General features: G+C 53.5%; 17 protein-coding genes and 1 tRNA gene. 9 read left to right on the forward strand and 9 right to left on the reverse strand.

All coding sequences use genetic code 11. The features are described from left to right. Positions 1 to 211 precede the first annotated feature (211 nt). Positions 212 to 1,597: a DASS family sodium-coupled anion symporter gene (locus ACF8OF_RS04605; RefSeq protein WP_262858934.1), complete on the forward strand. Its 1,386-nt coding sequence runs from the start codon at positions 212 to 214 to the stop codon at positions 1,595 to 1,597. Between the two features lie 217 nt (positions 1,598 to 1,814). Here ACF8OF_RS04605 and mltD read toward each other — a convergent pair whose 3' ends face one another. Further along, complete coding sequence (gene mltD, locus ACF8OF_RS04610) at positions 1,815 to 3,212, reverse strand: murein transglycosylase D (RefSeq protein WP_392495869.1); 1,398 nt, start codon at positions 3,210 to 3,212, stop codon at positions 1,815 to 1,817. 83 nt (positions 3,213 to 3,295) lie between these two features. Then, the gene (gloB, locus tag ACF8OF_RS04615; protein ID WP_392495871.1) at positions 3,296 to 4,051 is read right to left on the reverse strand and encodes a hydroxyacylglutathione hydrolase; all 756 of its coding nucleotides are present in this window, start codon (positions 4,049 to 4,051) and stop codon (positions 3,296 to 3,298) included. Between the two features lie 40 nt (positions 4,052 to 4,091). Between gloB and ACF8OF_RS04620 the strand changes: the two genes are divergently transcribed. Next, positions 4,092 to 4,823, forward strand: a complete 732-nt coding sequence (locus ACF8OF_RS04620) for a class I SAM-dependent methyltransferase (protein ID WP_262858937.1) — start codon at positions 4,092 to 4,094, stop codon at positions 4,821 to 4,823. A 3-nt stretch (positions 4,824 to 4,826) separates the two neighbouring features. Here the strand turns inward: ACF8OF_RS04620 and rnhA are convergent, their stop codons facing one another. After that, positions 4,827 to 5,297 (reverse strand): ribonuclease HI, encoded by a 471-nt coding sequence (rnhA, locus tag ACF8OF_RS04625; protein WP_262858938.1) that lies wholly within the window; start codon positions 5,295 to 5,297, stop codon positions 4,827 to 4,829. A gap of 61 nt (positions 5,298 to 5,358) precedes the next feature. Here rnhA and dnaQ point away from each other — a divergent pair, with 61 nt between their 5' ends. From dnaQ to fbaA, 7 genes are all read left to right on the forward strand, one after another. Further along, entirely contained in the window at positions 5,359 to 6,093 is a 735-nt protein-coding gene (gene dnaQ / locus ACF8OF_RS04630) for a DNA polymerase III subunit epsilon (RefSeq protein ID WP_274370222.1), read from the forward strand. Next, a complete protein-coding gene (locus tag ACF8OF_RS04635) occupies positions 6,075 to 6,347 on the forward strand; it encodes a YkgJ family cysteine cluster protein (RefSeq protein ID WP_392495873.1) in 273 nt (90 codons plus the stop codon). The genes dnaQ and ACF8OF_RS04635 overlap by 19 nt, the downstream gene beginning before the upstream one ends. Before the next feature lie 166 nt (positions 6,348 to 6,513). Then, a tRNA-Asp gene (locus ACF8OF_RS04640) sits at positions 6,514 to 6,590 on the forward strand. Positions 6,591 to 6,959: 369 nt separating this feature from the next. Further along, positions 6,960 to 8,954: a transketolase gene (tkt, locus tag ACF8OF_RS04645; protein WP_262862552.1), complete on the forward strand. Its 1,995-nt coding sequence runs from the start codon at positions 6,960 to 6,962 to the stop codon at positions 8,952 to 8,954. Between the two features lie 265 nt (positions 8,955 to 9,219). Then, complete coding sequence (epd, locus tag ACF8OF_RS04650; RefSeq protein ID WP_262858942.1) at positions 9,220 to 10,242, forward strand: erythrose-4-phosphate dehydrogenase; 1,023 nt, start codon at positions 9,220 to 9,222, stop codon at positions 10,240 to 10,242. Between the two features lie 69 nt (positions 10,243 to 10,311). Then, the gene (gene pgk, locus ACF8OF_RS04655; protein ID WP_025153958.1) at positions 10,312 to 11,475 is read left to right on the forward strand and encodes a phosphoglycerate kinase; all 1,164 of its coding nucleotides are present in this window, start codon (positions 10,312 to 10,314) and stop codon (positions 11,473 to 11,475) included. A gap of 79 nt (positions 11,476 to 11,554) precedes the next feature. After that, a complete protein-coding gene (fbaA, locus tag ACF8OF_RS04660; RefSeq protein WP_392495874.1) occupies positions 11,555 to 12,631 on the forward strand; it encodes a class II fructose-bisphosphate aldolase in 1,077 nt (358 codons plus the stop codon). A gap of 54 nt (positions 12,632 to 12,685) precedes the next feature. Here fbaA and ACF8OF_RS04665 read toward each other — a convergent pair whose 3' ends face one another. The 6 genes from ACF8OF_RS04665 to ACF8OF_RS04690 all read right to left on the reverse strand — a co-directional run bounded on the left by ACF8OF_RS04665 (position 12,686) and on the right by ACF8OF_RS04690 (position 18,331). Beyond that, positions 12,686 to 13,168 carry a tellurium resistance protein TerW gene (locus tag ACF8OF_RS04665; protein ID WP_279799139.1) on the reverse strand — a complete coding sequence of 161 codons (483 nt, stop codon included), beginning with the start codon at positions 13,166 to 13,168 and terminating at the stop codon, positions 12,686 to 12,688. 163 nt (positions 13,169 to 13,331) lie between these two features. Continuing rightward, positions 13,332 to 14,279, reverse strand: coding sequence for an HpcH/HpaI aldolase/citrate lyase family protein (locus ACF8OF_RS04670; protein WP_279799140.1), 948 nt, complete (start codon positions 14,277 to 14,279; stop codon positions 13,332 to 13,334). Continuing rightward, positions 14,276 to 15,355: a cysteine protease StiP family protein gene (locus tag ACF8OF_RS04675; protein ID WP_392495875.1), complete on the reverse strand. Its 1,080-nt coding sequence runs from the start codon at positions 15,353 to 15,355 to the stop codon at positions 14,276 to 14,278. Before ACF8OF_RS04675 ends, ACF8OF_RS04670 begins: the two co-directional genes overlap by 4 nt. Continuing rightward, positions 15,348 to 16,133 carry a hypothetical protein gene (locus ACF8OF_RS04680; protein WP_392495877.1) on the reverse strand — a complete coding sequence of 262 codons (786 nt, stop codon included), beginning with the start codon at positions 16,131 to 16,133 and terminating at the stop codon, positions 15,348 to 15,350. Before ACF8OF_RS04680 ends, ACF8OF_RS04675 begins: the two co-directional genes overlap by 8 nt. Next, on the reverse strand, positions 16,123 to 17,265 hold the full coding sequence (locus tag ACF8OF_RS04685; protein WP_392495878.1) for a phosphoribosyltransferase domain-containing protein: 1,143 nt from the start codon (positions 17,263 to 17,265) through the stop codon (positions 16,123 to 16,125). Before ACF8OF_RS04685 ends, ACF8OF_RS04680 begins: the two co-directional genes overlap by 11 nt. A gap of 7 nt (positions 17,266 to 17,272) precedes the next feature. After that, a complete protein-coding gene (locus ACF8OF_RS04690; protein WP_392495880.1) occupies positions 17,273 to 18,331 on the reverse strand; it encodes an ATP-grasp domain-containing protein in 1,059 nt (352 codons plus the stop codon). Between the last annotated feature and the right edge of the window lie 27 nt (positions 18,332 to 18,358).

Genomic DNA, 18,358 nt, shown 5'->3' on the forward strand with positions numbered 1-18,358 from the left:
TTTGTCATGCTATGACAAGTTTTTTTACTTATTCTGTTGCCCCAGATCGCAAAACGGACGATTTGTGATGTATTTTGTCATTAATACTTTTTATATTTTACATGAAGATAAATTGTTTAACATTTTTAGCATTCACGCAAAGGCACCGGTTATTAAACTATGACAGCAACCGGTTTCGTGAATACTGTTTCATTCTACTGAGGGAATTATCATGGACGCTTCAGAAACGCTCACCCAATCCACCGGGCTGAGTTCTTTTAACACAAAAGGACTTATTATCCTGGCGCTGGATATTGTGCTGCTGATACTGCTGCTGAAATATCTGCCCTACAACGACAAAGAGAATGCCGGGCTGGCACTGATGGTATTTGTCGCGGTGTTATGGCTGACTGAGGCGATTCATGTCACGCTGACGGCGTTACTGATCCCGATTCTGGCTGTGTTTCTCGGATTACTGGGAGCCGGTAAGGCATTGCAGTCGTTTGCCAGCCCGACCATCTTCCTGTTTTTCGGCGGGTTTGCCTTGGCGACAGCGCTGCATATTCAGGGGTTGGATCGTCTGATCGCCAACCGTCTGCTGCTGATTGCCCGTGGTCGTTTATGGGCGGCAGTGATCCTGCTGTTCAGTGTGACCGGTGCGCTGTCCATGTGGATCAGTAACACCGCAACGGCTGCAATGATGTTACCGCTGGTGCTGGGCATCCTCGGCAACCTCGATATCCGTCATGATCGTAATACGTTTGTGTTTATGCTGCTGGGCGTGGCGTACAGCGCCAGTATCGGCGGCCTGGGAACCATGGTCGGCAGCCCGCCGAACATTATTGCTGCAAACCAGCTGGGAATGGATTTCTTTACCTGGATGAAATACGGCATTCCGATGGTACTGATCCTGATGCCGATTATGTTCGGTATTATGTACCTGATGTTACGTCCGAAACTGGGTGCCCGTTTTGAAATTGAAGTGGAGCAGGTTCACTGGACACCAAAACGTCTGCTGACACTCGGTATTTTCGGTCTGACCGTTATCTGCTGGATCGGCAGTGCGCCGCTGAGTGATTTGCTGGGTAAAATTAAAGATTTCGATACCATTATCGCCCTGAGTGCCGCTGCGCTGATTGGTATTACCGGGGTGGCAAGCTGGTCGCAGATTCAGAACAACACCGAGTGGGGCGTTCTGTTCCTGTTCGGTGGTGGTCTGACACTGAGTATGATCCTGAAAGATTCCGGTGCCAGTGAAGTGATGGCAAACTGGATGAAAACCTCCTTTGGTAACAGCAGCTGGCTGGTGATTATTATCGCTGTCACCACCTTTATCATTGTACTGACGGAGTTCACCAGTAACACCGCCAGTGCCGCACTGCTGGTACCTATCTTTGCCGGTGTGGCGGATGGCCTGGGAATGCCGGTGATGGCGCTGACCATGATTATCGGTATCGGTGCATCCTGTGCCTTTATGCTGCCGGTGGCGACACCGCCGAACGCGATAGTCTTTGGTACCGGGTTTATCAAACAGTCCGAGATGGTACGGGTCGGCGGGGTACTGAATATCGCCTGTATTATCGTTATCTCAGCTTTCGCCTGGCTGTTCTGGGTATAACGGCACCGCTGATAACAAACACGAAAGCAAAGTTCAACACAGAAAACCCGCTGATTGATCAGCGGGTTTTTTTATACCGGCAACAATGAATATCGGCGCAGATGTACTGATATCGCAGAAGTGCAGAAGAGAAGAATAACAACCGGAGAGAGATACAGATATTATGAGGTATAAAAAAGCCCTGCATCAGGCAGGGCTTCGGATACGAGAGATGATATCAGCCGCGTTTATTCGCAACATACACGGTTAATTCAACGCCGGGATGTAAATCCTTCATTTTGACTTTACTGTTCCAGGACATCAGCTCTTTCAGTGTCACGCCATGACGCTGTGCGATGCTGTAGTAAGAATCCCCCTGACGCACTTTATACTTCGCCAGACGCATTGCATTTTTGGCGGCGGCTTTTGATGGTTTCACCACCGGGCTGCCTTTCACCTGCAATGTCTGTCCTGGTTTCAGAACCGCAGCGCTTTTCAGTCCGTTCAGCTGTTTCAGTTCAGCGACGGTCATCTTATGGCGGTTAGCAATGGCGTAGAGCGAATCACCGCTTTTCACTTTATACTTCGCGGCCTGCGCACGGCCTGCCGGTGAACTCAGCTGTTCAGTACGCTGATTGTTTTTCGCGACCGCCGTGCGGATATCATCAAGTACCGCGTCATCAGATAACGCGCTCATCAGCTGATCGACTTTGGTTTTCGGCAGCATCAGATAGTGAGGGCCGGCCGGCGAGGTCACACCGCGTTTCAGGCTCGGGTTGTAATCTTTCAGTCTGGAAACCGGCATATCCAGCAGCTGTGCCGCGACATCTAGGGAAATCTGCTGACCGATATTCACCCGTGCCAGGGCACGTTCTGCATCCGGCACCGGTAAATTCACGCCATTGTGATCACTGTTGCGGATAACATTGCTCAGGGCAAAAATACGCGGGACATAATCCATGGTCTCTTTCGGCAGGGATAATGACCAGTAATCCGTAGGTTTTCCGGCAGCGGCATTGGCTTCCATCGCGCGCAGCACACGGCCTTCACCGCTGTTATACGCCGCCAGGGTCAGTGCCCAGTCTCCGCCGAACATCGTATTCAGACGTTCCAGTAAATCCAGCGCGGCAGTGGTGGAGGCGGCCACATCACGGCGGTCATCAACCCACTGGTTCTGATTCAGCCCGTTTGCTTTGCCGGTACTCGGGATAATCTGCCATAACCCGGCAGCCTGAGCCGGTGAGGTGGCATGCGGATTAAAAGCACTCTCCACTATGGGCAGCAAAACCAGTTCCATCGGCATGTTACGTTCATCGATTTTACCGATGATCCAGTACATGTAAGGTTCTGCGCGCAGTGTCACATCGTGGAGATAGCTCTTTTTGGCGAGATAAGAACGTTCTTCGCTGCGGATACGGTCATTGTCCGGGATAGTCATTTTCATTTCATCACGGATATAACCCCAGATATCATCTTCGGGACTGACGGAGGATGCCTTTGCTGCGTTCATCTGCTGGGTCGTCAGTAAAAAACCGTTACCGGAAGGATAATGAGGTTTCTGAGCAGTTTTCTGCGGCGCAGTCTGACACCCCGCCAGCAAAATTGCGGCGGCAAGAAGTGTAGCGTTGATTTTCATATTGGCGGAATCAGCATTATTATTCTTCAGTCTGTAGGTTTTGCAATCATACTGGTGTTATTCCGCCCTGACAACGATTACGGCTAAAATTGATCTTTTTTTGCGCGTAAAGCGGTAAAAGTTTCCTCAGCTGCTGCCGTATGTTTACTTAATGATAAATTATGTTGCAGATCAATATCATCACAGTTAAGAAAAACATTAATTTTCCTTTCTGTTTTCAGTGTGACGGGGAGTGTGGCTTCATGATTCTGACGTAATTCTGCAATATATTGCTGATATGCCTGAATATCACGGTTTTCCGGCCAGACAGCGCGCGCAAAGGCGAGGTTAGACTGTGTGTATTCATGCGCGCAGCAGACCAGTGTTTCATCCGGCAGTGCCGCAAGACGGCTGACCGAGCGGAACATCTGTGCCGGTGTGCCCTCAAAAATACGGCCGCAGCCGCCGGAGAAGAGCGTATCGCCGCAAAACAGATAAGGTTCGCAATAATAAGCCACATGACCGAGTGTGTGTCCCGGCACCGCCATGACCTGAAATGTCATCCCGCCGCAGGTAATCGTATCATTATCCTGCACGCAGTGATTTGCGCCTTTCGGCAGGGTTTCGGCGGGGCCGTAAACCGGCAGGCCGGGGTAGTGTGAAACAATCTCCGCCGTGCCGCCGGTGTGATCCGCATGATGGTGTGTCAGCAGGATGGCTGAAGGGGGCAGTCCCCGCTCCCGCAGTGTATTCAGTACCGGCTCACTGACGCCGGGGTCAACGATGACACAGGTGTGCGCATTATCCCGTAATAGCCAAATGTAGTTATCTGATAACGCGGAAATTCTGATAAGCTCCATAAATACCTCACCTTTCTGAGTGTGAATCAAGGATAAAGCCATGTTTTCTGCACGAGCGACAAAAACTCTGACGATGCCGGACTCGTGGTGCGATATTCCCTGCGGACGCCGCTTCCGGCAATCGCTGGAAGCTCAGCTGGCGCCCTGGTGGCCGAAAATGTTTGGTTTTCATCTGATTAAGGTCGGCACGCTGAGCTGTGAAATTGACAGCAGCAGCTGCATGATCCCGCATCAGGTGAATGTGGCACCGCAGGGTAACACCTTACAGGTATTCGGGGAGGCGGCGCAATTGCCGTTTCTGGACAAATCTGCAGACGTCTGTGTACTGGCACATAATCTGGGTTATAGCAGTGATCCGCACCGGCTGCTGCGCGAGGCTGATCGTGTTCTGATTGAGGACGGCTGGCTGATTATCAGCGGTTTTAACCCGCTGAGTCTGCTGGGGGCACGTAAACTGATCCCGTGGCGTCTGAACCGGGAGCCGCAGTGCAGCCGGATGTTTTCACAGTTCCGTATGCTGGACTGGCTCAGTCTGCTCAATTACGAAATTATGTATCACCGGCTTACCACCCCGATCCCGTGGTGTAACCCTGACAGCGCCGGCAACCGCTATGCACGGATTTTCGGTTGTCTGGGCGTGATTGTGGCCCGTAAACGCACGGTGCCGCTGACCTTCACGCCGCAGAAGCTGCGCCTGCTGCGGCCGAAACTGAATAACGTGGTGGGCGCGGCCCGTGAGCAGACGCCGCCGCGCTGTCTGAAACGGCGCTGAGGATTATTCTGCGGCGGGCTGATAACCGGTATCGTTCTGTGACGGGGACTCTGCCGCCGCACGGGCAAGCTCATCACAGCGTTCGTTTTCCGGGTGCCCTGCGTGACCTTTCACCCACTGCCAGTCAATCTGATGGCGGGTGATGGCGGCATCCAGGCGCTGCCACAAATCGACATTCACTACGGGGGATTTATCCGCTTTGCGCCAGCCGCGACGCTTCCAGTTATGGATCCACTGTGTGATGCCCTGACGGACATACTGGCTGTCGGTGGTCAGCACGATATCACACGGACGTTTCAGGGTTTCCAGCGCCACAATAGCCGCCAGCAGCTCCATCCGGTTATTGGTGGTAAGAAAAAAGCCCTCACTGAGTGCTTTCTCATGGCCCTTATAACGCAGCAGTGCGCCGTAGCCGCCGGGGCCCGGATTTCCGAGGCAGGAGCCGTCGGTGAAAATTTCTACCTTGTCACTCATCTCTGGTAGACTCTTCCTCTGATTGATTGGCAATTACCTGAGTCTGACACAAAACGCCATTATGCACACTGATATTACACGACAAATTGTTCTTGATACCGAAACCACCGGTATGAACAAACTGGGTGCCCACTACGAGGGGCACAATATTATTGAGATCGGTGCGGTTGAAGTGATCAACCGGCGCCTGACCGGCCGTAACTTCCATCTTTATATCCGGCCTGACCGGCTGGTGGACCCGGAAGCCTTTGGTGTACACGGGATCAGTGATGAATTCCTGATGGATAAACCGGTTTTTGCCGACATTGCGGATGAATTTATTGAATTTATCCGTGGTGCAGAGCTGGTTATTCATAACGCGCCCTTCGATATCGGCTTTATGGATTATGAATTCCGCAAGCTGAACCGGGGGATCCCGCCGACGGCGGAATTCTGTACCATCACCGACAGCTTAACGCTCGCCAGACAGCTTTTCCCCGGTAAGCGTAATAACCTCGATGCCTTATGTGACCGCTATCAGATAGATAACTCAAAACGTCTGCTGCACGGCGCGTTACTCGATGCCGAGATTCTGTCAGATGTTTATCTGGCAATGACCGGCGGTCAGACATCACTGGCGTTTTCTGCGGATAATGAGAACAGCGGCGAAGAGAACGTTCAGACTATTCAGCGCGTTACCCGCCCGCAGAGCGGTCTGCGGGTGGTATATGCCACGGATGAGGAAATTGCCGCGCACGAGGCGCGTCTGGATCTGGCGGAGAAAAAAGGGGCGAACCCGTGCATCTGGCGGAGCTGACCGCCTGCCGCAGCGGTTGTGGTGCCTGCTGCACCGCACCGTCCATCTCATCCCCCATTCCGGGGATGCCGGACGGCAAACCCGCTAATACCCGTTGTGTGCAGTTGTCCGCACAGAATTTGTGCCTGATTTTCGGTTCACCGCTGCGTCCGGCGGTTTGCAGCGGACTGCAGCCCTCGCGGGAAATGTGCGGGGAGAGCAGGGATGAGGCCATGATTTATCTGCTTGATCTGGAAAAACAAACATCTCCCTGAACACGAGTGACTGCGTTGCGGGAGACCGTGTGTCGTGTGCGGTGACCCGTATAAAACAGTCTGCTCAGGCGAAAAACTGTGCAATTGCATGGATTTACACAAATCAGGTATTGACGAACGGGAACCGGCATCGTATTATCCGCACCGTTCCCGAAAAGGAACACACGGAGCGGTAGTTCAGTTGGTTAGAATACCTGCCTGTCACGCAGGGGGTCGCGGGTTCGAGTCCCGTCCGTTCCGCCAGATTACAGAAGCCCTGACAGCAATGTCAGGGCTTTTCTGTTTTTACTCTTCAGTTTCATTTTTTAATGACCTCGCCTGCGACACTCCGCCGCACAGAATGCGGTATTTCCGCTTGCTATTCATTGTGGTAATCGGGTTTAATAGGTCACTTCCGCTGTTGCGCAATACCTGGTGCTAAAACGATTTAGTCAGCGAAAATGCCGCCTGTGCGAAGTCTTGTTTCTGTCTTCAGACACGCCTCGCCTGACGTCTTATTGTTGTCTTTTCAGCCCCGACCCTTTGCCTCTGACCGGTGATAAGGATTGCCATCCGTGCGCGGCACTGCGAAAATAGCCTGTATCTGCTTTTTATCCGAACCTGGAGTAGACAATGACCTCTCGTAAAACTCTTGCTAATGCGATTCGTTTCCTGAGCATGGACGCGGTGCAAAAGGCAAATTCCGGACACCCCGGCGCACCAATGGGCATGGCTGATATCGCGGAAGTACTGTGGCGCGACTATCTGAAGCACAACCCGACCAATCCGCACTGGAGTGATCGTGACCGCTTTGTGCTGTCAAACGGTCACGGCTCAATGCTGATTTACAGCCTGCTGCACCTCACCGGCTATGATGTATCGATGGATGACTTAAAAGCCTTCCGTCAGCTGCATTCCAAAACCCCGGGTCACCCTGAATACGGCTACACACCGGGCGTGGAAACCACCACCGGCCCGTTAGGCCAGGGTATCGCAAACGCAGTCGGTTTTGCTGTTGCGGAACAGACACTGGCGGCGCAGTTCAACCGTCCGGGTCACGATATTGTTGATCATCACACCTACGTCTTTATGGGCGACGGTTGTATGATGGAAGGGATCTCCCACGAGGCCTGCTCTCTGGCCGGTACCCTGAAGCTGGGTAAACTGGTTGCCTTCTATGATGACAACGGCATTTCCATCGACGGTAATGTTCAGGGCTGGTTCACTGACGATACCGCCAAACGCTTTGAAGCTTACGGCTGGCATGTTGTACGCGGCATTGACGGTCACAATCCTGACCAGATCAAAGCAGCCGTTGAAGAAGCCAAAGCGGTTACTGACAAACCATCCCTGCTGATGTGCAAAACGGTTATCGGTTTCGGTTCACCGAAGAAAGCCGGTACTGCAGATGCACACGGTTCTCCGTTAGGTGATGCGGAAATCGCCGCTACCCGCGAAGCACTGAACTGGCCGTATGCGCCGTTCGAAATTCCGCAGGAAATCTACACTGAGTGGGATGCGAAGAAAGCCGGTGCTGCCGCTGAATCTGAGTGGGATGTGAAATTCGCTCACTACGAAAAAGCCTTCCCTGAACTGGCCCGTGAATACCGCCGCCGTGTCAACGGTGAGCTGCCTGCACAGTGGGAAGCTGACGCAAACGCCTTCATTCAGAACCTCCAGGACAACCCGGCCAGCATTGCCAGCCGTAAAGCATCACAAAATGCACTGGAAGCGTTCGGTAAAGTGCTGCCTGAATTTATGGGCGGTTCCGCTGACCTGGCACCAAGTAACCTGACCATGTGGTCCGGCTCTGCGCCAATCAATGAAGATAAAGCGGGTAACTACATTCACTACGGCGTGCGCGAGTTCGGCATGTCTGCCATCATGAACGGTATCGCCCTGCACGGCGGTTTCATTCCTTACGGCGCGACCTTCCTGATGTTCGTTGAATATGCCCGTAACGCGGTGCGTATGGCGGCTCTGATGAAGATCCGCAGCATCTTTGTTTACACTCATGACTCTATCGGTCTGGGTGAAGACGGCCCGACTCACCAGCCGGTTGAGCAAATCGCCAGCCTGCGCGTGACACCAAACATGAGCACATGGCGTCCGTGTGACCAGGTGGAATCTGCGGTAGCCTGGAAATACGCGATTGAGCGTAAAAACGGCCCGACATCCCTGATCTTCTCCCGCCAGAATCTGGCACAGCAGCCGCGTACCGCGCAGCAGCTGGCAGATATCGAAAAAGGGGCGTACATCCTGAAAGATTGCGCAGGTCAGCCGGACGTGATTCTGATTGCCACCGGTTCTGAAGTGGAACTGGCCGTGAAAGCATACGAACAGCTGACAGCCGAAGGCCGTAAAGCACGTGTGGTTTCCATGCCGTCTACCGATGCATTCGACAAACAGGATGCTGCTTACCGTGAATCTGTTCTGCCGTCAGCCGTGACCGCACGTGTTGCTGTCGAAGCAGGTATTGCGGATTACTGGTTTAAATACACCGGGATGCAGGGTGCCATTGTCGGCATGCATTCATTCGGTGAATCTGCACCTGCCGGTCAGCTGTTCAGTGAGTTTGGTTTCACTGTTGAAAACGTGGTTTCTCAGGCGAAAGCCCTGCTGAAATAATCTGCTGATACAGATTCTGAAAGCGCATTCCGGTTTTTTTGACCGAATGCGCTTTTTTCATTTCTGTTCCTCTGACTATCTTGCGATCTTTTTTCATTTAGCATAACCTGTCTTTATCAAGCTGAACCGTTTCAGTAATAAGGGTATTATGATTGTGCCGCAGAGGATAAAAAAGATTGCGGTTTCTATGATAAATACCCCGTACAAAAACCCGTGAGTCCGTTATTCTTAGTTCGCTGATAATTTGGCTATTTCTGAGGATACTATGACAATAAAAATTGCAATCAACGGGTTTGGGCGAATCGGGCGGAGTGTGCTGCGGGCGTTGTATGAAACCGGGCGTAATACGCAGATTACCGTTGTTGCTATTAATGAGCTGGCGGATTCCGAAGGTATTGCACACTTACTTCAATATGACACAAGCCACGGACGCTTTTTTAAACCGGTACAGCTGACAGATAAAAATACACTGAAAGTCGGTGATGACACCATCCGCATCCTGCATGAAGCGGATATTCATCAGTTACCCTGGGCGGAACTGGGTGTGGATGTGGTGCTGGACTGCAGCGGCGTGTACGGCTCCCGTGATGACGGGCTGGCACATATCGCTAACGGTGCGAAAAAAGTGCTGTTTTCCCATCCCGGCGGTAATGACCTGGATGCCACCATTGTCTACGGTGTTAACCATGACACACTGACGGCGCAGGATAACATTGTATCGAATGCGTCCTGTACCACCAACTGCATCATTCCGGTGATAAAATTACTGGATGAAGGATTCGGCATCGAGTCCGGTACAGTGACCACCATTCACGCGGCGATGAATGACCAGCCGGTGATTGATGCGTATCACAGTGATTTGCGGCGCACGCGGGCGGCCGGGCACTCCATCATTCCGGTGGATACCAAACTGGCTGCGGGGATCCGGCGGATTTTCCCGAAATTTGAAGATCATTTTGAGGCGATTTCAGTCCGGGTGCCTACAATTAATGTGACGGCGATTGATTTGAGCGTCACCGTAAAAGGGAATGTCACCACGCAGGAGGTAAACCGCCTTCTGCAAAACGCAGCGACGGGGGCATTTCGTGGTATAGTGGACTACACAGAGTTACCGTTAGTCTCGGCGGATTTTAACCATGATCCGCACAGTGCTATCGTTGACGGTACCCAGACCCGCGTCAGCGGACAGCATCTGATAAAAATGCTGGTCTGGTGCGATAACGAATGGGGCTTTGCGAACCGTATGCTGGATACCACTCTGGCAATGGCTGAGGCGGGTTTTCACTGAGGGACGGCGTGCCCCGGCAGAAAATTGAACACAATTTAACTGATAAGAGAATCAACAAGAGGATTCACCATGTCCGTAATTAAGATGACCGATCTGGATCTGGCGGGTAAACGTATTTTTATCCGTGCTGACCTGAACGTTCCTGTCAAAGATGGCAAAGTTACCTCTGATGCACGTATCCGTGCCTCGCTCCCGACAATCGAAGCCGCACTGAAACAGGGTGCCAAAGTCATGGTGACCTCTCACCTCGGTCGTCCGGTTGAAGGGGAATACAACGAAGAGTTTTCACTGAAACCGGTTGTTGATTATCTGGCAGATAAACTGAGCTGCCCGGTGCGCCTGGAAAAAGATTACCTCAACGGTCTGGAACTGAATGCCGGTGAGCTGGTGGTACTGGAAAACGTCCGCTTTAACAAAGGCGAGAAAAAAGACGACGAAACCCTGTCAAAACAGTATGCATCACTGTGTGATATTTTCGTGATGGATGCCTTCGGGACGGCTCACCGCGCCCAGGCATCGACTCACGGCGTGGCAAAATTTGCGCCTGTTGCCTGTGCCGGTCCGCTGTTATGGGCGGAACTGGATGCACTCGGCAAAGCACTGGATAACCCGGCGCGTCCGATGGTGGCGATTGTCGGCGGTTCTAAAGTGTCCACCAAACTGACCGTACTGGACTCTCTGTCCAAAATCGCGGATCAGATCATCGTCGGCGGTGGTATTGCCAACACCTTTATCGCAGCGGAAGGGCACAATGTCGGCCGTTCACTGTATGAAGATGACCTGATTCCGGAAGCGAAAAAATTACTCAGCAGCTGTGATATCCCGGTACCGGTTGATGTCCGTGTGGCGACTGAGTTCTCAGAAACCGCAGAAGCGGTGCTGAAATCAGCCAATGACATCAAAGATGACGAACAGGTACTGGATATCGGTGATGAATCCGCACAGCACCTGGCTGATATCCTGAAAAATGCCAAAACGATTCTGTGGAATGGTCCGGTCGGCGTATTTGAGTTCCCGAACTTCCGTAAAGGGACAGAAATCGTGGCTAACGCCATTGCTGACAGTGACGCATTCTCTATCGCAGGCGGCGGTGATACCTTGGCGGCTATCGATTTATTCGGCATTGCGGACAAAATCTCTTACATCTCTACCGGCGGCGGCGCATTTCTGGAATTCGTCGAAGGCAAAAAATTGCCGGCCGTTGTGATGCTCGAAGAACGTGCAAAACAGTAACAGTCATAATCAGATGACAACAACGGGCAGTGTGAGCTGCCCGTGACAACTTCCGAAAGACCAATACAGGAAATTTGACATGTCTAAAGTTTTTGATTTTGTAAAACCCGGTGTCGTCACTGGCGATGATGTTCAGAAAATCTTTGCGGTAGCCAAAGAGAATAATTTTGCACTGCCAGCGGTAAACTGCGTCGGGACAGACTCGATCAACGCCGTATTGGAAGCGGCGGCCAAAGTCCGTGCGCCTGTTATTGTTCAGTTCTCAAACGGCGGTGCCGCATTTATCGCCGGTAAAGGTTTTAAAGGCGAAGGTCAGCAGTCTGCGGTTCTGGGTGCAATCTCCGGTGCGCATCATGTGCATCAGATGGCGGAATATTACGGCGTGCCGGTCATTCTGCACACTGACCACTGTGCGAAGAAATTACTGCCGTGGTTAGACGGCCTGCTGGATGCCGGTGAAAAACACTTTGCCGCAACCGGTAAACCCCTGTTCTCTTCTCACATGATCGACCTGTCAGAAGAGTCACTGGAAGAAAATATTGAGATTTGCAGCAAGTACCTGACCCGTATGGCGAAAATCGGTATGACCCTGGAAATCGAACTGGGCTGCACCGGTGGTGAGGAAGACGGCGTGGATAACTCCCACCTCGATAACTCCGCTCTGTACACCCAGCCGGAAGACGTGGCGTACGCTTATGAAAAACTGAATGCCATCAGCCCGCGTTTCACTATCGCTGCATCATTCGGTAACGTACACGGCGTTTACAAGCCGGGTAACGTGCAGTTAACACCAAAAATTCTGCGTAACTCCCAGGACTATGTTTCTGAGAAATATGACCTGCCGCACAACAGCCTGAATTTCGTTTTCCACGGCGGTTCCGGCTCCACTGCGGAAGAAATTAAAGAAGCAGTGGGTTACGGTGTGGTGAAAATGAATATCGATACCGATACTCAGTGGGCAACCTGGGAAGGTATCCTGCACTACTACCAGAAAAATGAAGGTTATCTGCAGGGTCAGCTGGGCAACCCGGAAGGCGAAGACAAGCCGAACAAAAAATACTATGACCCGCGTGCATGGTTACGTGCCGGTCAGCAGACAATGATCGAACGTCTGGAAAAAGCATTCAAAGAGCTGAACTGCGTTAACGTTCTGTAATTTGTTGCGTGAATAATAAAATCGCCCGGTATTTTACCGGGCTTTTTTTACGGATTATTTTTTCTGCTGACTTTCATTGCGCCGGATTATCGATTCAATTAGCTCATCGATATGAAGATTGACCAGCATCTCTACCGCATCACTGCGGTTTTTACCGGACAGCATGGATAAATGCGCTATCTTCCGGACGGTTGTGCCGGTCAGTGACAGCGATACCGCTTTCTTCTTCTCTTTATCCAGTGACACTTTCCCGCGGTAATACACCGATTTCTGCCCGTTGTGGCTCTCCAGCTCTTCACTCATCTTTTTCAGTGTTTTGCGATCCAGTGTGCCCGGATCGGTCATTTCATAGGTGTGTGAGGCTTTGCGGTAGCGAATTTCTGCTGTCCACGTATCACGTAACTCTTTGAATGTGCGGGTCAGCGTTGCCTCTGAGCAGCGGAGTGTCGCCAGGATTTCATCTGACGGAACCGGTTTTCCGGCCCCGAGCAGGGTTGCCAGGGTGAATAAACGAACCTGTCGTGTGCTTAATTGCATAGTCTGGGGACACCTGTATAAAAACAAAGAGACCGGGCTGCTGTTATGCCGGAAACGGCTGTTCCGCATAACAGTTCTATTTAATCAGCTGGTCAGGATATATCAAGGTATTCAGATATAATAGTGCAGGATATTCAGTCTGATGATATTTCTGTCCTCAGTTTCAGCCATTTTGTGTTTTAAACGGCTGTTCGTCCGTTTTTCGCTGTGCGATCCCGTACACCCGGGCACGGGCCAGAATGGCAGATGCCCAGCGGCGGTGTGTCGCCGGTTCACACATGGCTCCCTGTGATTTGAATACCGCCTGTGTGGAGTTGAGGATCCGCAGTGCATCCGCGTGCTCATCGGCGGAGACCCGCAGTGCCTGCTCAATCACCGCCACCTGATTCGGGTGGATCGCCGTTTTACCCACCAGTCCGTGAGCGATATCCAGCGCCAGTTCCCGCGTCATGACATCGTGATCATCAATATGCTCGCAGACCGGAGCGGTCATGGCAAAATCGTGCGGAGCAAACACAGAGACCAGCATTTTAATCACATAACCCATCGGGCCGTCATACAGGGTGAGATGGCGCGGACGGCGCAGGGAAATCACATTCATCAGGTCATTGCCGCCGATACGCAACGCAATGATTTTGTCATGACAGGGATGGGATTTGAGCACCTGCGCCAGCTCCCGCATCTGCACTACATCACAGACTTCTTCTGTTTCCAGCGTCGGCATCATACACAGCGGGGTATCCTGTACCACCTGCCACCAGACCGGCAGCGTTTTCTGTGTGAATTTCGGCAGTACCAGCCCGTCAACGGCACTGAGATCGCAGTGCCCGCGCAGCCACAATCCCATTTCCGGATGACGCGGGCGGATAAAGACCAGCGGCCAGTTCTGGTTACCGGCACGCTGTTTTTCCGCCGTCAGCGCGGTCAGAATATCCTGTAAGTTATTCAGCGCCTGCGGGATATCCGCCTCACTGACCGCATCTTCCAGACAAATAATCAGTGAACGCAGTCCGCTGATTTTGTTACTGATAATCGCATCCGTGATATCGGTGCGGGTGGCGGGCATATAGAGTGAGGCCCCTAAATTCCACGGGGAGAGACGTCGGGTCATGGTGATACCTTCCTGATAATAGTGACGGCGCGGTACTGCCCGAGGGCGTCGCCGGCTTCCGTGATAGTGATCCCTTTCTGACGGGCGAGATAAAGCAGCAATTCCACATCCGGCTCTGTGCAGTCGCGCACAAAGACGTGATCCGGCACCCGGCGCAGGACGGCACGGGTGGCTTCGGCAATGCCGGGTTTGATTCTGTTCAGATCGGTGACACTGCAGCGTTCAGCCAGTGCAGTGATCACTGCGCGGCTTTTTTCCCGCAGTGCGGTTTTGGTGTCCGGGTCGGGAAATGCGGCGGCAGGAACAGCCGTATACTGAGGGCGTAAAGCCGCAACGGTATCGGTGAGTGTCCGGCTGCACTCATAAGGTTGTAAGTGCTCACAATGCACGCAGCCGTGCGGGCCGGTATCTGACCAGACAGAGCGGGAGATAAGCCCGGAAACCGGGGCTCCCATAATCCCGGAGGGGATCAGCCAGTCATCATCCGCAGCGGAGAGCCAGGCGCATCCGGCAGGATCGGCCAAAACCACCAGACGCGGATCGGCCGGGTAGCCGGGTCTGTCTTTCAGAGAGCGGATCAGTTCACCGGTGATAGCGCCTTTGCCTGTCCAGCCATCAACAAAGACAATACCGGTGGTGCCGTGATGGTGTTCGATCCACTCCAGCGCCGCCGTATCAATACCACGATCGCGGATGATACTGATGCCGTAGTGGTGTGAAATTTTTCCCGCATCACGCAGTGCCTGATGCAGCATCACGCCTAACGGCACACCGGCGCGGACCAGGCTGACCAGCACAACCGGCTGATCCGCAAAATAGTCACCCAGTGTACGGGCGAGGGCGTCCACATCCCGCGCCAGACGCGGAGCGCCTTTTTTCAGTGCGCGGTTAAACAGATCAAGATGCCAGTCCGTGGGGGCGGGCTCCTGGCTGAGCATATCAGAATAGTGCTTCTGTCCGGACTGGATAAGTTGCTCTTTCACATCCACCGGGGTCATATCAATGGTAACCGGCCGGAGCAGAAACTGCACATCATCCGGCAGATAACTGCCTGAGAACGGGGGAAAATTATACATCGGATACCTCACTGAAAATCCGGGCGGCGACCGCCTCCGCAAACTGACTGCGGGACGGCATCCCGAACCAGGTGCAGTGTTTCATAAAGCGGTAATCACTCAGACTGTCGCCGAGGCCGATAACCGGAAAAGTGCCGCGCTCTGCCCGTAATAACGCCAGCAGGTGCGTAACAGCATGGCCTTTTTCCACCGGGTCCGGCAGCCAGGCGATATTGTTGCCGTTGCGGTGGATGTAAAACCCGTCCGCCGGAAACTGTTGTTCAATCTCTGCGGCAACCGCATACAGTTCCGCTGTGCGGGTACTGTCAGTGTGCTTCATCACCAGATAGACCGGCACATCATCGTACTCATAATTAATACGCGCCCAGGCCTCAATACCGCGCTCTGCCATCAGGTCAGTACAAAACTGCTGAAGTGACAGCAGCCGTTCACGGTAAGGGGCGAGGGCGGCCAGCATCTGAGACTGCCAGCGGGGCTCCGGTGAGCCGTCCGGTTGCAGGATCACCGCGCCGTGTGTGGTGATCGCATAAGAACGGAACGGGATAGTGACGCGGCGAAGTTCTTCCGTACCGCGTGCCGTGACCGGAATGAGATCGGCATGCGACAGCAGCCAGTCTGTCAGCATGGCCTGTTCTTCCGTCATAAAACTGCGCGGTTGTAATGTGCGATCAACGGCACCGGCGCAGAACGGCGTAAGTGCCTGCTCCTGCGTCATTTTGCGCTTTGTCTGGAACAGGGTGTCATCCAGATCGCTCAGGATCACCGGTTTAGTCGTCATAAATCACCTCCGTCAGCGGCGCGCAGCGGGCCAGTGCCTGTAATAACTGCGGATCAAACGCCGCCGGATCCGTTTCTGTACACAGCAGAATGCGGTCAAATGACTGATGTGCCACATTGTAGAGATAATTGGGGATCCCCAATCCGTAGTTATCCGTGAAGGAAATAACGGATTCAATGGCACCGCCGGGGGCTATCGGGGAGCGCGTCAGGGCACTGAATTTTACATCTGCCCCGGCATCTGCCAGCCGTTCCGCCAGCAGGAACGGTTCCCGGACAAATTCCCCGGAACCGAGCACCAGGATCCGCTCACCGGGTGCTGCCGTCACCGTACTGCCAAAATCGGTGTGCGGATCATGCAGACCGAGCCGTACCCGTGTCTGCGGACGGCGGATTGGCACGGTTCCCGCCGCGCTGACATTCACATCCGGCATCTCCGGCAGGGGCGCATCCGGATCCGCTTCCCAGCGCCAGCTGCCGTTGATCAGAGAGACATGCCGCAATGGCAGCCCGTGCTGAACGGCGGCAGGAGCTTCACGCCAGTCAGTCAGTGTGACAGTCACAACCTGTTGTAAATCAGGCAGCTGTCCGCTTTCATACAGTGCGGTCAGCAGATTGGTAAACGTATTGCCGGTGGTGGCTTCGTCATCAGCCAGCACCAGGGTTTTTGCCTGTTGCAGCCGGGTTTTCAGATGCGGATCAACCGGAAAATAGAGCAGGTGATCGGTGGCGTGGCTGTGATTCTCTTTAAATTCACACAGCAGTTCGCCGTCCGCCGGGTGGCGGGTGGAAGAAAGATACAGAGATTCCGGATACTGACGGCGGATTTCGCTGTATACCCCCGCTCCCAGCCCGACAGCGGTTTCCGCCATACCGATAACCAGCAACGGCTGCGGCAGATCCTGCGGAAACTGCTCACTGAGGCGGCGGTAAACACCGCGCATGATTTCCGGTTCGACCGGGATATGGCGGCCAAGCACCTTGCTGACAAACAGAAATGCCCGTTTCGGGTTACGCCGCTCCGCGATTGCGAACAACGCATCCAGCGTTTCCGGGGTGGCATCGCTGCGGACTTCCAGCGTGCCGGTTGTCAGTGTGAACCGGTGGTAACCGGGACGGGTAAAACCGGGCATAGTGACCTCAGTGTATTGCATTGTTCAGGGCAGACGGGTAGCTGACGGCTTCGGTCAGCGGGCGGACAATTGCCGGACGAAATGCAGTGCGGTCATAGTCTCTGACCTCATCCGCACTAAGCAGCCCGATACTGTGCAGGGCAAACAGACCCGGCAGATTCACCCCGCTCAGCGCGGTATAACCGATACCGCCGGACGGCCGCATATTGATTTCCAGCAGCAGCGGCTGCCCGTGATGGTCATGGCGGGTCTGCACATTCACCAGTCCGTCCGCCTTCATTACCCGCGCACAGGCGCAGGCCAGTTCAAATGCGGTGCCGTCATGTTCAAGGTATTGCAGGGAACCCTCTTTGCGCCGCGCAACAGCAGCCAGCACGTCACCGTTATCAGCCAGAATATCCACGGAATACTCCGGGCCGGGCAAATAAGGCATCAGTACCTGCGGGGGGCATTTATCAGCACTGTCAAGGGCGGACAAATACTGTTGCGGTGTGGTGATCCGCCGTTCGGGGTTTGTGAACATGGCCATTGGTGGCGCGTTGTCATCAAACTGCCAGAAACCGGCACCGTAAATGCCCTGAACCGGTTTAATGCACAGCGGCAGACCCGGAAACGGGGAATGCGTGAGTGCATCACGCAATTGCGCCGCAGAGGTAACCGGTACAGAAGGCACAACCGGCAGGCCGTGTGATGCCATCTCAGCAGCAAAGCGGACTTTATCATCCGCCACGGTGTGATCAGACAGAGAGGCGACACCGGTTATCAGCCGGGTGCCGGAAGCCGTGATAGTGTTTCTGTGCGTTTCAAACCACAGGGTATTCCGCCCGGCATGGATTGCCTGAATACCGTATTTCTCCGTAACAGACAGGATAAACCCCAGCCGATCGTTATCGTCAGCCGGTTCAGTCAGGGAAAAATCCGCCTCTGACAGGATCTCGTGACGGGGCTGCCGGTGAGAGGCAAAAATCGTGAGATCAACCTGTAATGTCTGCGCGAACAGCCTGATATTCCGGATCAGATCACGCTGGGAAGAGAGCCCTTCCGTCAGCCAGATCGCATGCGCCATTATTGTTTATTCCTGTTCTGTTTTATC

Origin of the sequence: Morganella sp. TYF_1, from assembly GCF_043105645.1 — a bacterium.
Lineage (GTDB): Bacteria > Pseudomonadota > Gammaproteobacteria > Enterobacterales > Enterobacteriaceae > Morganella > Morganella morganii_B.

Coding starts and splice junctions, on each gene's coding strand:
- ACF8OF_RS04620 (WP_262858937.1), top strand. CDS start 4,092: ATGTTTTCTGCACGAGCGACAAAAACTCTGACGATGCCGGACTCGTGG.
- epd (WP_262858942.1), top strand. CDS start 9,220: ATGACAATAAAAATTGCAATCAACGGGTTTGGGCGAATCGGGCGGAGT.
- mltD (WP_392495869.1), bottom strand. CDS start 3,212: ATGAAAATCAACGCTACACTTCTTGCCGCCGCAATTTTGCTGGCGGGG.
- fbaA (WP_392495874.1), top strand. CDS start 11,555: ATGTCTAAAGTTTTTGATTTTGTAAAACCCGGTGTCGTCACTGGCGAT.
- ACF8OF_RS04685 (WP_392495878.1), bottom strand. CDS start 17,265: ATGCCCGGTTTTACCCGTCCCGGTTACCACCGGTTCACACTGACAACC.
- tkt (WP_262862552.1), top strand. CDS start 6,960: ATGACCTCTCGTAAAACTCTTGCTAATGCGATTCGTTTCCTGAGCATG.
- pgk (WP_025153958.1), top strand. CDS start 10,312: ATGTCCGTAATTAAGATGACCGATCTGGATCTGGCGGGTAAACGTATT.
- ACF8OF_RS04605 (WP_262858934.1), top strand. CDS start 212: ATGGACGCTTCAGAAACGCTCACCCAATCCACCGGGCTGAGTTCTTTT.
- gloB (WP_392495871.1), bottom strand. CDS start 4,051: ATGGAGCTTATCAGAATTTCCGCGTTATCAGATAACTACATTTGGCTA.
- dnaQ (WP_274370222.1), top strand. CDS start 5,359: ATGCACACTGATATTACACGACAAATTGTTCTTGATACCGAAACCACC.
- ACF8OF_RS04670 (WP_279799140.1), bottom strand. CDS start 14,279: ATGACCCGACGTCTCTCCCCGTGGAATTTAGGGGCCTCACTCTATATG.
- ACF8OF_RS04665 (WP_279799139.1), bottom strand. CDS start 13,168: ATGCAATTAAGCACACGACAGGTTCGTTTATTCACCCTGGCAACCCTG.
- ACF8OF_RS04675 (WP_392495875.1), bottom strand. CDS start 15,355: ATGTATAATTTTCCCCCGTTCTCAGGCAGTTATCTGCCGGATGATGTG.
- ACF8OF_RS04690 (WP_392495880.1), bottom strand. CDS start 18,331: ATGGCGCATGCGATCTGGCTGACGGAAGGGCTCTCTTCCCAGCGTGAT.
- rnhA (WP_262858938.1), bottom strand. CDS start 5,297: ATGAGTGACAAGGTAGAAATTTTCACCGACGGCTCCTGCCTCGGAAAT.
- ACF8OF_RS04680 (WP_392495877.1), bottom strand. CDS start 16,133: ATGACGACTAAACCGGTGATCCTGAGCGATCTGGATGACACCCTGTTC.